A 14,172-nucleotide genomic window follows, 5' to 3' on the forward strand; every position below is an offset into this window, starting at 1 on the left:
GTGAAACCCTTCTTGTTTCGGCGTTCAGGTTGTTTCGGCGTTCAGGCGGTGTGGCCGCCGGAACCGGAATCGACCGGCGTCTTCTTGGCACGTTGTGGCGTCATCTTCGCCGGGTCCGGTTGCCCGGGCACGCCGCGCGGCCCGAGTTGCTGTCGCTGCAGATCGTCCTCGGAGAAGGGCGGCTCGACGCCGTTCGGGTTGCTGCGCTCGATCGCGGTTTTCAGGTCGTCATCGCGCTGGTTCATACTGGCGCTCCATCAACAGGCGGCACGGAACCTGGATCGGACGAGGCCGCACGTTCCGCGCTGACCGGCCAACGATGCGCGCGCGAAATCGTTGCAAACAAATCGGGGGCGCGGCGCTACGCCACGAGCTTCGGCAGCGCGGCCGCGAGCGCATCCACCGCAAAGCGGATCTTGAGTGGCAAGCGCGGCGTCGGCAGCCACAGCGCGTGGCAATCGTAGGGAAATTCCCCGCTGTCGCCGAGAACGCGGACCAGCGCGCCGGTGTCGAGGCGTTCGCGCACCAGCCAGGAGGGCAGCCACGCCAGCCCCATGCCGCGCGCTGCGGCATCTGCGATGGCTTCGAGGTCGTCGAGCCTGAGCCGCCCGGCCGGCCAGACCTCGTGCGGCGCAAGACCGTCGCGCGGGAACAGCCAGGGGCGAACGCGGCCCGAGCGGCGGTAGACGATCGCCTGGTGCCGGCCGAGTTCGTCGAGCGTGCGCGGCCTGCCATGGGCCTTCAGATAGGCGCGCGAGCCGCACACCACCATGCGCTGGCGCGCGATGCGCCGCGCGATCACGCCGGATTGCTCGTTGAGCTCGCCGGTCCTGATCGCAAGGTCGTGACCGCCCTCCATCAGATCGGCGATCGGATCGCCGAACGAAAGATCGAGCTCGAGCGCGGGATATTTCTGCGCGAGCTTCAGCAGCGTGGGGACGATGCAGTAGCGGCCGAGCAGCGCCGGCATCGTCACCCGCAGCCGCCCGCGCGGCTGCGACGATTGATCGGAGGCGAGCGCGTCGGCCGCCTCGGCCTCGCCGAGCACGATGCGGCAGCGCTCGTAATAGGCTTGCCCTGAATCGGTCAGGCTCTGCCGCCGCGTGGTGCGATGGAGCAGGCGGACGCCGAGCCGTTGTTCGAGGAAGCGCACATGCTTGCCGACCATCGGGGCCGACATCTCGAGCGCATCGGCGGCGGCCGCGAACGAGCCGAGATCGACCGCCCTGACGAAGACGGCCATGCTGGTGAGGCGATCCAATTCAAAACTCCTGGTTTCGATTGTCGGAGCTACCGGGTGATTTATCCGGCGATCGCCGCCGGGCATAGCGGCATTCCATTCAATTGTTTTGGAGTTCGCCCATGGCCCGCGGCGTCCGCTTTCACCAGCATGGTGGTCCCGAGGTGCTGCGTATCGAGGAGATCGCGGTTGCGCCGCCGGCGCCCCGCGAGGTTCAGATCCGAGTCAAGGCGCTCGGGCTCAACCGCGCCGAGGCCTCGCTGCGCCGGGGCAGCTATATCGAGACCGCGACGCTGCCGTCCGGCCTCGGGCTGGAAGCCGCCGGGATTGTCGCGGCGATCGGCGAAGGCGTCGAAGAATTTGCGCCGGGCGATGCCGTGAGCATCGTGCCGCCGGTCTCGATGGTGCGCTGGCCGGCCCATGCCGAGCTCGCGACCTTTCCGGCGGAGCTTGTCGTCAAGCATCCGCCCGCGCTCGATTTTGAAACGGCCGCTGCGGTGTGGATGCAGTATCTCACCGCGTTCGGTGCGCTGGTCGATCTTGCAAGGCTCGGGCGAGGCGAGTTCGTCGTCATCACAGCGGCGTCGAGCAGCGTCGGGCTCGCGGCGATCCAGATCGCCAACCGTATCGGCGCGGTCCCGATAGCGGTGACGCGGACATCGGCCAAGGCGCAGGCGCTGCGCGAGGCCGGCGCGGCGCACGTGATCGCGTCGGCGGAGCAGGATCTGCAATCAAGGCTGGAGCAGATCGCGGGACCGAACGGCGTGCGCGTGGTGCTCGATGCCGTCGGCGGCCCCGCCTTCGTGCCGCTGACGGCGGCGATGGCACCCGGCGGCATCCTGATCGAATATGGTGGACTCTGTCCTGAGCCGACGCCGTTTCCGCTCGCCAACGTGCTCGGCAAGAGCCTGACCCTGCGCGGCTACCTCGTGCACGAGATCGTGCGCGATCCCGCGCGGCTTACCGCGGCGAAGGCGTTCATCCTCGACGGGCTTGCCGATGGCACCTTGAGGCCGATCATCGCCAGGACGTTTGCGTTCGAGGAGATCGTCGAGGCGCACCGGTACCTGGAGTCGAACACGCAGTTCGGCAAGATCGTGGTGACGGTGTGAGGGTCGCACCAACGTCATTGCGAGCGAAGCGAAGCAATCCATCGGCTCGCATGCACGGAGGTATGGATTGCTTCGTCGCTGCGCTCCTCGCAATGACGGCGGAAAGACCTCACGTCCCGCAGAACGTCTGCGTCACGCGCTGCTCGGGGAGCGGCGGATCGGCGTAGGCCGCGAACTGCGGCTGGTCCTCATAGGGTTTTGCCAGCACCGTCAGCAATTCCTCGAACGGCGCGTAGTCATCCGAGTTCACCGCAGCCGCAATCACCGCCTCGATCCGGTGGTTGCGCGGGATGAAGGCCGGATTGACCGCCTGCATCGCGGCCTTGCACTCGGCCGGCGCTTGCGGCTCCAGCGCGAGGCGGGTGCGCCAGCGGGCGGCCCATTCGTCGAACGCCGCGGGATCGGTGAACTGCGCGCGGACGTCCGCGGCGTCATCGCTTGCGGCCTCGCCGAGATGGCGGAAGGTCAGCGTGAAGTCGGCCGCGTTCTTGGCCATCGCGTCGAGCAGATCCTGGATCAGCGCCTCGTCACCGTCGCGCACGGTGAACAGGCCGACCTTGGCGCGCAGGCCGGCGTTATAGGCTGCGGTGAACTTTTCGGGGAATTCGCCGAGGATCACTTGCGCCTGCTCGATGGCCTTCTCCTGCTCGTCCGCGAACAGCGGCAGCAGGCATTCGGCGAGCCGGGTCAGATTCCACAACGCGATGCGCGGCTGGTTGGCATAGGCGTAGCGGCCCATCTCGTCGATCGATGAGAACACCTGCGCCGGGTTGTAGGCATCAAGGAAGGCACAGGGACCGTAATCGATGGTTTCGCCCGAGATCGAGGTGTTGTCGGTGTTCATCACGCCGTGGATGAAGCCGACCAGGAGCCAGCGCGCGACCAGCGCGGCCTGCCGTGCCACGACGCCGGCGAGCAGGGCGTGATAGGGCTGGGCGGCGTCCTTCAGCTCGGGATAGTGCCTGGCGATGACATGGTCGGCGAGCGCGCGCACGCCGTCGGTGTCGCCGCGGGCGGCGAAGAACTGGAAGGTGCCGACGCGGATGTGGCTCGCGGCGACGCGGGTCAGCACCGCGCCGGGCAGCGCGGTCTCGCGCATCACGGGCTCGCCGGTGACGACGGCGGCGAGCGAGCGGGTGGTCGGGATCCCCAAAGCGAACATCGCCTCGCTGACGATGTATTCGCGCAAGACCGGACCGAGCGCGGCGCGGCCGTCACCGCGGCGGGAGAACGGGGTCGGGCCGGATCCCTTGAGCTGGATGTCGCGGCGGACGCCGTCCTTGTCGATGACCTCGCCGAGCAGGATGGCGCGGCCGTCGCCGAGCTGGGGAACAAAGTGCCCGAATTGATGGCCGGCATAGGCCATGGCAATCGGGTCGGCGCCGTCAGGCAGCCGCTTTCCGGCAAGGATCTCGGCGCCTTCCGGCGTCGACAGCAGGTCCGGGTCCAGCCTGAGCTGGACCGCGAGCGGCCGGTTCAGCTTGATCAGGCGGGGGGCGGCCACCGGGGTCGGCGCGACGCGGGCGAAAAAGTTCGCCGGCAGCGCCGAATAGGTGTTCTGGAACGGGAAATGAATGGTCATATCCCGAAGATAGGCCTGCGGGCCGAATAGGCAAACGATTGGCGCCCATCTGGCGCCGGATCGCAGCAAAATCTGCAGTTTCGGGCCAAAAGCGGGCGTTCCCTTGGTTGCCGCCCCGAGCGGGCTCGGGTAAACCCAGCGCCTTCGGATAGGAAATTTCCTATCGCGATTCTCCTCCGACATCAGTTTTTGGAACGACTATGCATCGCTACCGGTCACACACATGCGGCGCGCTCCGAGAGGGCGATATCGACCAGACGGTCCGGCTTTCGGGTTGGGTTCACCGGGTCCGCGACCATGGCGGCGTGCTGTTCGTCGATCTGCGCGACCATTACGGCATCACCCAATGCGTGGCCGATCCGGACTCGCCGGCATTCGCCGAGGTCGAGAAGTTCCGCTCCGAATGGGTGGTGCGGATCGACGGCAAGGTGCGCCGCCGTCCCGCCGGCACCGACAATCCGGAGCTGCCGACCGGCATGGTCGAGATCTACATCAAGGAGATCGAGGTGCTGGGCCCGGCGGCCGAGCTGCCGCTGCCGGTGTTCGGCGAGCAGGAATATCCCGAAGATATCAGGCTGAAATACCGCTTCCTCGACCTGCGTCGCGAGAAGCTGCACCAGAACATCATGACCCGCGGCGCGGTGGTCGATTCCATGCGCAAGCGGATGAAGGAGCAGGGCTTCTTCGAATTCCAGACCCCGATCCTGACGGCGTCCTCGCCGGAAGGCGCGCGCGACTTCCTGGTGCCCTCGCGCATCCATCCCGGCAAGTTCTACGCGCTGCCGCAGGCGCCGCAGCAGTACAAGCAGCTGCTGATGATGTCGGGCTTCGACCGCTACTTCCAGATCGCGCCGTGCTTCCGCGACGAGGACCCGCGCGCCGACCGTCTGCCGGGCGAGTTCTATCAGCTCGACGTCGAGATGAGCTTTGTCACCCAGGACGACGTGTTCGCGGCGATGGAGCCTGTGATCACCGGCGTGTTCGAGGATTTTGCCAAGGGCAAGCCGGTCACGAAGAACTGGCCGCGGATTCCGTTTGCGGAGGCCGTGCGCAAATACGGCTCCGACAAGCCCGATTTGCGCAACAAGATCGTGATGCAGGAAGTCTCCGAGCACTTCCGCGGCTCCGGCTTCAAGGTGTTCGCGCGCATGCTCGAAGACCCGAAGAACCAGGTCTGGGCGATCCCGGGCACCGGCGGCGGCAGCCGCGCGTTCTGCGATCGCATGAACTCGTGGGCGCAGGGCGAAGGCCAGCCCGGCCTCGGCTACATCATGTGGCGCGAGGGCGGCGAGGGCGCAGGCCCCTTGGCGAACAACATCGGCCCCGAGCGCACCGCTGCGATCCGCGATCAACTCGGCCTCAAGGAGGGCGATGCTGCGTTCTTCGTCGCCGGCGATCCCGAGAAATTCTGGAAGTTCGCGGGTCTCGCGCGCACCAAGCTCGGCGAGGAATTGAACCTGATCGACAAGGACCGGTTCGAGCTCGCCTGGATCGTCGACTTCCCGATGTACGAGTATGACGAGGAGAACAAGAAGGTCGACTTCTCGCACAACCCGTTCTCGATGCCGCAGGGCGGCCTCGACGCGCTGACGACGCAGGACCCGCTGACCATTAAGGCGTTCCAGTACGACATCGCCTGCAACGGCTACGAGATCGCCTCCGGCGGCATCCGCAACCACAAGCCGGAAGCGATGGTGAAGGCGTTCGAGATCGCAGGCTATGGCGAGCAGGAGGTCATCGACCGCTTCGGCGGCATGTACCGTGCGTTCCAGTATGGCGCCCCGCCGCACGGCGGTATGGCGGCCGGCCTCGACCGTATCGTGATGCTGCTCTGCGGCACCAACAATCTGCGCGAGATCTCGCTGTTCCCGATGAACCAGCAGGCCATGGACCTGCTGATGGGCGCGCCGTCGGAAGCAACGCCGAAGCAGCTTAAGGAGCTGCACATCCGCACCAACCTGCCGGCGAAGGGTTAGGCGGGCCTTCACCTCGCCCCGCCTGCGGGGAGAGGTCGGATTGCATCGTTAGATGCAATCCGGGTGAGGGGGAGCCTCCGCGAGTCCGTTCGACAGCAATTTTGCAGAAGCAGCCCCTCACCCTGACCCTCTCCCCGTAAGAACGGGGAGAGGGAAAAGCAGGTAAGGGCCCAGCAATCACAACCCCGTCGAGGCCTCGATCCGGAACTGCGCCAGCGCCGATTGCGGATCGGTCTTGAGGAGCTGCATCAGCTGAAGCGCCGGCGCCTTCGCGCGTGGAGTCAGCTTGATGACCAGCGTCTGCCCCGGCGTCTCGATGAACTGGCCGATCGCGGTGACGAGCGCGGTGGCGTCGGGATTGGCTCCGCCGATCTCGCCGCCCTGCGCCTTGATGGCGTCGAGGATGACCTTGCGCGCCTCGTCGCGGCTGACGTTCCGGGTGCGCGCAAATTGAGCGACGGCGAGATCGATGACGCCGAGGTCGTGGACCGCGAGCTCGATCGTGCCGGTTTCGATCTGCGCGGCCGCGCCCATTGCTTCCGCGGCGCTGGTCGAGAATGCCTCACGCGGCACGTTGCCGAGCGTGACCTTTGCCGACGCGTTCAACAGGCCCGCGATGTCGAGCTTGACCGGCTCGAGCGCGAACGCGCGTGAGGTCTCGGTCCAGACGGCGCCGAGATCGGCATCGACGGCCATCCGGTCGATCCCGGCAGCGACGAGCGGTTGCTGCCGCGGATCGGCCGCATCGAGCGGCGCCGCCAGCTTCGCGGTCAGCCGCAGCTTGCTCGGGATCGATCCGACGAACTGACCCCAGTCGAGGCTGAGGACGTCGATGTTGACCGGCTTGCCGGTGGCCTTGTAGGGCGACGCGACGCCCTTGACCTCGACGCCTTCGATCAGCGGGAATAGCGCCAGCGCCTGTTCGGCCGACGGCTTCTGCGCGGCGAACTGCGCCGAGAGCCGCATGAAGTTGGCGACGTCGAGCGACTTCAGCGCAAAACGTCCGACCTTGATGGGACCGTTCGGCGCACGGGTATCGAGTCCCTCGACCGCAAGCTCGCCGATCTTGCCGTGTTCGAAGTTGAACCGCATCGAGGCGAGCTTGAGCGGGCCCTGCGGCGTCTCGACCGAGAGCCCATGCATCTCGGCATCTGCGATTCCGATGCCCGAATAGAGGCCGGCGACCTTGTCCAGCAGTTCGCGTGCCTGGGCGGCAGACGGCGGCGGACTCCCTTGCGGCGGGATCATTGCCAGCAGCGCCGGCAGTTGCATCCGTGACGGATTGATCCTGGTGTCGTCGACGGTCACTCCCTCGATCCGCATGTTCACACCGGGCGCGGCGGTAATGACATAAGGACCGGCCGAAACGTGTCCCTGGACCCGATACTCCCTGTCATCGTTGGCCTTGCCTGGATCGAATATCGCCGCCATCGCGCCGACGTCGATATCGGTCGCGGCGATGTTGGCGAGCTCGCCGGTCATTTTGATCGGCTTGCCGGCCGCCTGCTGGTTGATCGTGAACACAACCTTGTCGGTTTTGCTGGACGCGATTTTTCCGTCCTTCATGTTTTCGATGGCGATGCCCGAATAGGCGAATTCGCCGCCGGCGCCGTCGCCGGCTTTTGCGGCGGCGCTGAAGGTCATCGTTCCGGTCAGGCTAGGCGCAGCGACCGATGATGCGTTGATGCTCGCGAGCAGTCCGAACGCGGACCGGTACAGCTCGAAGATCGACGACGACGCCGGAAGCTGGGGCAGGCTGGCGGGGCCGGAATAATCCTTCACCGTGATCCGCGGCGCCTTGTAGGTCAGTGAGGCGATCGTCGGGGTCGGTCCCGACATGCCGATCTCGACATCGCTGAACTCGACATTGCCGGCGGAGACCCGTGCCGCGTCGGTTTGACCGAGGCCGGTCATCGTGAGACTGGCAATCTTGACGCTGACCGGGGATTGCGTCCCCGACTCGGTGGCGACGTCCGCGATCGTCAGGGTGCGGCTCTTGACGTCGAACGTGATCTTGCCGTGGCTCGCCTTGGCGCCGGTGGCACGGACCTGCTCGAAGGCGGCCTCGACGTCGCGCGTGACCCGGCGCTGGGCGTAGAAGTCGAAACCGAAGAAGCCCGCGGCCGCGATCACAACCACGGCGATCAGGCCGAGCAGAATTTTCTTCATTCGGTCAACTCCGGATCATCAAGGGAAAAAAATTGCCAATCCCGGCCGAATGGCGCGGGGAGGGGCAGGCGTCGATGAACGGCCGGCCCGGACCTGTTGACGGGGATATTATCGGATGTTGCATCCAAGTGGTTGGACATGCTTCACATCCGGCTCGATTTGCCGGACAACTGACTTTTGCCTGGATTAGCACAGAAACAAGAAATTTGGGCCGGAAACGCGGGGAGCACGCATGTCGTCATCGTCTGAAGAACTCCACAACGCGGCGCTCGCCTACCACCGGCTGCCGCGGCCGGGCAAGCTCGAGATCCAGGCGATCAAGCCGCTTGCCAACCAGCGTGACCTGGCGCTGGCCTATTCGCCGGGCGTGGCCGCCGCCTGCACCGAGATCGCCAAGAACCCGGCCGAGGCGGCGACGCTGACCGCGCGCGCCAATCTGGTCGCCGTGGTCTCCAACGGCACCGCGGTGCTCGGTCTCGGCAATATCGGTCCGCTGGCCTCGAAACCCGTCATGGAAGGCAAGGCGGTGCTGTTCAAGAAATTCGCCGGCATCGACGTGTTCGACATCGAGATCAAGGCCGACACGATCGAGCGCGTAGTCGAGACCGTTGCCGCGCTGGAGCCGACCTTCGGCGGCATCAATCTCGAGGACATCCGCGGACCTGAGTGCTTCGAGATCGAGGCGCAGCTCAAGGAGCGCATGAAGATCCCGGTCTTCCACGACGACCAGCACGGCACCGCCATCATCGTCGCCGCGGCGATCGTCAACGGGCTGTTGTTGAACGGCAAGCAACTGTCTGACGTGAAGATCGTCTGCTCGGGCGCCGGCGCCGCCGCGATCGCAACCCTCAATCTGCTGGTCTCGATGGGGGCGCAGCGCAAGAACATCTGGGTCTGCGACATCGACGGTGTGGTCTATGAGGGCCGCAACACCACGATGGATCGCTGGAAGGCGGTCTATACCCAGAAGACCGACGCACGCGTGCTCGCCGACGTCATTCCCGGCGCGGACATCTTCATCGGACTGTCTGCACCGGGTGTGCTGAAGCCCGAAATGGTCAAGCAGATGGGCGACAAGCCGCTGGTGATGGCGCTGGCCAATCCAGTGCCGGAGATCATGCCGGATGAGGCGCGTCTGGCGCGTCCCGACGCGATGATCTGCACCGGGCGGTCGGACTTTCCGAACCAGGTCAACAACGTGCTCTGCTTCCCCTTCATCTTCCGCGGCGCGCTCGACGTCGGCGCCACCGCGATCAACGAGGCGATGAAGCATGCCGCGGTGGACGCGATCGCGCAGCTCGCGCGCGATCCGCCGTCGGATGCGGTGGCCCATGGTTTCGAGAGCGGCGAGACCCAGGGGTTCGGCCCCGGTTCGCTGATCCCGAGCCCGTTCGATCCGCGCCTGATCCTGCGCATCGCGCCGGCGGTGGCCAGGGCCGCGATCGAGTCCGGCGTCGCGACCCGGCCGATCACCAATTTCGACGAATACGCCGCCAATCTCGAACGCTTTGCGTTCCGCTCCGGCCTCACCATGAAGCCGGTGTTCGCCAAGGCCAAGACCCAGCCGGTGCGCGTGATCTACGCCGAAGGCGAGGACGAGCGCGTGCTGCGCGCGACGCAGGTGGTGCTCGAGGAAAAGCTGGCGCGGCCGATCCTGGTCGGCCGGCCGTCGGTGGTCGAGACCAGGATCAAGCGCTTCGGCCTGTCGATCAAGGCCGGCCGCGATTTCGACCTGATCAATCCCGAGGACGATCCGCGCTACCGTTCCTATGTGCAGTCCTATATCGACGTCGCCGGCCGGCGCGGCGTGACACCGGAGGCCGCGCGGACCGTGGTCCGCACCAACAATACCGTGATCGCGGCGCTTGCCGTGTCGCGTGGCGAGGCCGACGCGATGCTGTGCGGCGTCGAGGGCCGCTACATGAGCCATCTGCGCCATGTCCGCGAGATCATCGGCTTCCTGCCGGGGGTCAGCGACTATGCCGCGCTGGCGCTGATGATCACCTCCACCGGAGCCCATTTCCTCGCCGATACCCAGGTGCGGCCGAACCCGAGCGCGGAGGAACTCGCCGAGGTGGCATCGCTCGCGGCGATCCACGTCCAGCGCTTCGCCTTCAAGCCGAGGGTCGCCTTCGTGTCACATTCCGACTTCGGCAGCTATGACACGGATTCCTCGCGCAAGATGCGGCGGGCGACCCAGCTCTTGAAGGACAAGCATCCGGAGATCGAGGCCGACGGCGAGATGCAGGGCGACACCGCGCTGTCGGCGGCGGCGCGGCGCCTGGTGCTGCCGCAGTCGCGGCTGGAAGGCGAGGCCAACATCCTGATCATGCCGAACCTCGATGCCGCCAACATCGCCTACCAGATGATCAAATCGCTCGCCAACGCGTTGCCTGTGGGGCCGATCCTGATCGGTCCGGCGCGCCCGGCGCACATCCTCACCCCCGGCGTGACGGCGCGCGGCATCCTCAACATGACGGCGGTGGCCGCCGTCGAAGCCCAGGAACGCGCCGGCCGCGCGCAGCCGACGCTGTTCGGCTGACGGCCGTTGTTTGAGCACGTTATGTTCGGAAAACCGCAGCGCGGTTTTCCGCATCGTGTTTGAACCGAGATGGATTCGATTTGATCGAGGCAGGTGGAGCGACCATAATCGCTTCGCCTGCTTCGTCCGATTTCTGCCATCCAGTGAGGCCGACCCATGCCAGCGTTCATCACCTTCGGGCGGATCCTGTTCGCCGTGCTGTTCCTCTATTCGGGAGCGAGCAAGCTGTTCGGCATCCAGGCGACGGCGGATCTGCTGGCGGCCAAGGTGACGATCCCGGCCGTGGTCGCGCCCTATACGCAGCAGATCGAAACCGCCGTCGGCATGCCCTTCATGCAGCTGCTGGCGGTCACGATCGGCGGCTTCGAGATCGTCGCGGGGCTGATGATCGCGGTGAACGTGCTGGCGCGGTTCTTCGCGATTCTCCTGATCATCTTCGTGTGCTTCGCCACCTTCTACTTCCATGACTTCTGGAATCAGCCGGCGCCCGACAACCTCAGGACGCTGATCGATGCGCTGAAGAACCTGTCGCTGATCGGCGCGCTGTTCATCATCGCCGGCTACGGCCGCGGCCCGCGCCGCGACGACCCGGCCTATGGGGACGTGTAGGACGATACGCAGCTGTGGAGGGCGGGTTAGCCGAAGGCGTAACCCGCCGACCTGCGCATTCGGCAAGAGGGGTGGCGGGTTACGCTGGCGCTAACCCCCTCTGCGACGTTCAGAAAGATGGTCCCCACATAGGTACGCTTTCAAACCTCTCGAGGCGGACCGTTTTCCTGCCAGCCGACGACGCATCAGTGCCAAGTCGCATGATGTCTCGGTCTTTGGTATCGACGCGCAGCTCGAGTTTGCCTGGGCAGTCTTTGGGCTGTTCGATCTCCAGGGCGAACGGAATTGGAAGTGTCTTGCTCATGTTGGGAACCACGAAGGACTGGAAGAGCTTCTCCGAGCCCGTCGGGCTCTCCGGCGTCATTTCGACGAGATAGAAGTATAGGAATTCCCCGACAGAGGCCTTGCGGTCGCCGGGCGCTTGCACGAGTTCGCCGCGCAGGGTGGTTTTGCAGGCGCCGACTGCGCTGGTTGCGACCAGCGACGCCATCGCCACAAGCGCTACGGCCTTCGCCAGGGAGGTCATGCCGTTGTTCATCGCAAGCTGCTCGGGATCTATGCGCTTCGCCGCCACGGCGTCACGCTGACATCCTGCGCGGCATCGATCAGCTGCGGCGCGCCGGCGTGCAGGCCGTGCGCTGACAGCACCTGCTGCGGGGTGCGGGCGGGGACGCCGGGAAAGCACGGCTCGCCGTCGGGGATGCGCACCTTCGGGGCGACCGAGAGCCAGAACGTGTCGTAGCGGTCCATGAACATGCCGAACACGCCGGGGCCGCCGATGATCGCGACCATTCCCGAGGTCACGCCGGCCTCGCGGCTCGCCGTCTCGAACGGGCAGCCGGCGGGATTCCACAACAGCGCCTTCGGATTGTCGGGGTCGGGCGCGGTGGCCGCGACCTCGCTGGTCAGGATCAGTCGCCGCCGCTTCGGCGCGTTCGGCTGCTCTTCCTGGGAGTGACGGCCATGCACGACGAGGTCGGCGCGGTCGAGGGCCGCGGTGAAGAACCGCTTGTCGCCCTCGATCTTGAGATCGTCGGGCATCACATTCCGCGCATTCGCCAGCCGGCCATCGGCGGAGACGATGACGAAGCCTTCGATACGCAGCGCCGGCACCAGGATTGTCGCCGGCGTTATTGCTGATCGACGGTGGTGACGACGCTGTTCACCGGGCGCGAGCTTACGGTCGGCAGCTTGACGTCCTTGGCGAGCTCCTGCTCGTATTGCGGCAGCACTGTTACCGGGAACTTGGCGCGCATCGCGACCACCTTGTAGCCGCCGGCCTTGAGCTGCGTCAGCAGCGTGGGCAGGGCTTCCGCGGTGTGCTTCTGGAAGTCGTGCATCAGGATGATGCCCTTGCCGAGCTTGTTCAGCTTCTTCATCACGGTGTCGATCACCTGCTGCGGCTTGCTCGCCTTGAAGTCGAAGGAGTCGAGGTCGCAGGAGAAGATCGCGATGTTGCGGTTGCCGAGATAGGTCACCATCTCCGGCGGATGCTGCAGCGCCGGGAAGCGGAAGAACGGCGAGGGTGAGGTCTCGAGCGCCCACTTGACCGCAGCGTAGCCGCGCTCGATCTCGTCCTTCTTCTGATCCTCGGTCAGCTTCTTGTTGTTCAGATTGGCGTGCGACCAGGTGTGGGCGCCGACCGTGTGGCCGGCGGCATAGACCTGCCGCAGGATTTCGGGGTGATAGGTCGCGTGCTTGCCGATCGGGAAGAAGATGCCCGTGGTGCATTCATCCGCGAGCGCCTTCAGCACCGCCGGCGTGTTGCCCGGCCACGGGCCGTCGTCGAAGGTCAGCACCACCTCATGGTCGCGCAGGAAGTCGAGCTGCTTGAAATGCTCGAAGCCGAAGCCCGGACCGCCGGTGGTATCGATCTCGACCGTGCGGCCGACGCCGAGCGCGTTCGGATTGTTGCAGGCGGCGCGCGCCGGTTGTGGCGGTTGCTTCGGCGGAACCGGGGCTGCGGTTGCAGTGGCCGCTGCCGGGGCTGCGGCGGCGGGCGCGGGAGCCGCGGCCGCTGGTGCTGTCGGTGCTGCAGTAGCGCCCTTGGGGGGCGACGTCTGCGACCAAGCTGCGCTCGACGCGAGCAACGATACGGTCCCCGCAAAAATCAGACCTGTCGCAATGCGCATGGCGTGTTCCCTGCTGCTCGCGCGCCCGGCGCCGGCATTGCCGCGACCGGGTCGCTTCGCCCCCAACCGATCGTACCCTAGTCGCAGTGGCGACGCCAAGGCAATGAACGTGGCGAGCGCGTGTCCAAAATCCTCGTCGGATCAGTTAATTCCGGGGATTATCGTCATATCTCAGGCGGCCGCCAATGCCCGTGCGATCCCGGTCTTGATGCGCGTGTCGTCGGGCGCAACCGACTCAGCGAAAACGTCGGCGATGTAGCCGTCGCGGCCGATCAGGTATTTGTGAAAATTCCAGCGCGGCACGTCCTTTGGCCGAGCCTCCGCCGCCCAGCGGTAGAACGGATGCGCGCTCGCTCCGCGGACGATTGCTTTCGCCGCGATCGGGAAGGTGACGCCATATTGATGCTGCGCAGTCTCGGCGATCTCGGTCGGGCCGCCGGGCTCCTGGCCGCCGAAATCATTGGAGGGGACGCCAATGATGACGAAGCCGCGATCGCGGAATTCGGTCCAGAGTTGCTGCAGGCCGGCATATTGCGGCGTGAAGCCGCAAAGCGAGGCCGTGTTCACGATCATCAGCGGACGGCCGGCATAGTCGGCAAGTCTGATATCGCCGCCGCCGAGTGCCGGAAATGAGAAGGCGTAGGCGGTGATCCGGCTTATCGCGGGCTGCTCGGCATGCAGCGGGCGGGATGCCGCGGCTGCGGCGATCGCGGTCACGATCAGGGTCCTGCGGTCCATCATGGTCTCGTCCCCAGAACAGATGTTCGTCGGGATCATAATCCGGAGGGGACGCGCAGGCTTTCAAGAAGG

12 protein-coding genes are annotated in these 14,172 nt (G+C 65.9%); 4 read left to right on the plus strand and 8 right to left on the minus strand.

What is annotated here, in order from left to right; all coding sequences use genetic code 11:
* Window positions 1-41: 41 nt before the first annotated feature.
* Window positions 42-245: a hypothetical protein gene (locus ACVMIH_RS04760; RefSeq protein ID WP_253590428.1), complete on the minus strand. Its 204-nt coding sequence runs from the start codon at window positions 243-245 to the stop codon at window positions 42-44.
* Between the two features lie 116 nt (window positions 246-361).
* Window positions 362-1,261 carry a LysR family transcriptional regulator gene (locus tag ACVMIH_RS04765; protein ID WP_076832014.1) on the minus strand — a complete coding sequence of 300 codons (900 nt, stop codon included), beginning with the start codon at window positions 1,259-1,261 and terminating at the stop codon, window positions 362-364.
* A gap of 101 nt (window positions 1,262-1,362) precedes the next feature.
* On the opposite strand from ACVMIH_RS04765, the gene ACVMIH_RS04770 reads away from it, so the two are divergent.
* A complete protein-coding gene (locus ACVMIH_RS04770) occupies window positions 1,363-2,352 on the plus strand; it encodes a zinc-dependent alcohol dehydrogenase family protein (RefSeq protein ID WP_456860884.1) in 990 nt (329 codons plus the stop codon).
* Window positions 2,353-2,461: 109 nt separating this feature from the next.
* On the opposite strand, the gene ACVMIH_RS04775 is transcribed toward ACVMIH_RS04770, so the two are convergent.
* A complete protein-coding gene (locus ACVMIH_RS04775; protein WP_456860886.1) occupies window positions 2,462-3,934 on the minus strand; it encodes a protein adenylyltransferase SelO in 1,473 nt (490 codons plus the stop codon).
* 200 nt (window positions 3,935-4,134) lie between these two features.
* Here ACVMIH_RS04775 and aspS point away from each other — a divergent pair, with 200 nt between their 5' ends.
* Complete coding sequence (gene aspS / locus ACVMIH_RS04780; RefSeq protein ID WP_141340463.1) at window positions 4,135-5,910, plus strand: aspartate--tRNA ligase; 1,776 nt, start codon at window positions 4,135-4,137, stop codon at window positions 5,908-5,910.
* A gap of 177 nt (window positions 5,911-6,087) precedes the next feature.
* Here the strand turns inward: aspS and ACVMIH_RS04785 are convergent, their stop codons facing one another.
* Window positions 6,088-8,079 carry a hypothetical protein gene (locus tag ACVMIH_RS04785; protein WP_456860887.1) on the minus strand — a complete coding sequence of 664 codons (1,992 nt, stop codon included), beginning with the start codon at window positions 8,077-8,079 and terminating at the stop codon, window positions 6,088-6,090.
* A gap of 232 nt (window positions 8,080-8,311) precedes the next feature.
* Here ACVMIH_RS04785 and ACVMIH_RS04790 point away from each other — a divergent pair, with 232 nt between their 5' ends.
* Window positions 8,312-10,621 (plus strand): NADP-dependent malic enzyme, encoded by a 2,310-nt coding sequence (locus ACVMIH_RS04790; protein WP_057019906.1) that lies wholly within the window; start codon window positions 8,312-8,314, stop codon window positions 10,619-10,621.
* A gap of 156 nt (window positions 10,622-10,777) precedes the next feature.
* Window positions 10,778-11,230, plus strand: coding sequence for a DoxX family protein (locus ACVMIH_RS04795; RefSeq protein WP_057019907.1), 453 nt, complete (start codon window positions 10,778-10,780; stop codon window positions 11,228-11,230).
* A 109-nt stretch (window positions 11,231-11,339) separates the two neighbouring features.
* Here the strand turns inward: ACVMIH_RS04795 and ACVMIH_RS04800 are convergent, their stop codons facing one another.
* The 4 genes from ACVMIH_RS04800 to ACVMIH_RS04815 form a co-directional block, all read right to left on the minus strand.
* Window positions 11,340-11,768 (minus strand): hypothetical protein, encoded by a 429-nt coding sequence (locus ACVMIH_RS04800; RefSeq protein ID WP_253590423.1) that lies wholly within the window; start codon window positions 11,766-11,768, stop codon window positions 11,340-11,342.
* Between the two features lie 17 nt (window positions 11,769-11,785).
* Window positions 11,786-12,343 (minus strand): hypothetical protein, encoded by a 558-nt coding sequence (locus ACVMIH_RS04805; protein WP_057019909.1) that lies wholly within the window; start codon window positions 12,341-12,343, stop codon window positions 11,786-11,788.
* Between the two features lie 17 nt (window positions 12,344-12,360).
* Entirely contained in the window at window positions 12,361-13,362 is a 1,002-nt protein-coding gene (locus ACVMIH_RS04810; protein ID WP_092086392.1) for a polysaccharide deacetylase family protein, read from the minus strand.
* 171 nt (window positions 13,363-13,533) lie between these two features.
* Entirely contained in the window at window positions 13,534-14,103 is a 570-nt protein-coding gene (locus tag ACVMIH_RS04815; RefSeq protein ID WP_057019911.1) for a glutathione peroxidase, read from the minus strand.
* Window positions 14,104-14,172: the final 69 nt, after the last annotated feature.

The sequence above is a fragment of the Bradyrhizobium sp. USDA 4503 genome, from assembly GCF_054055815.1.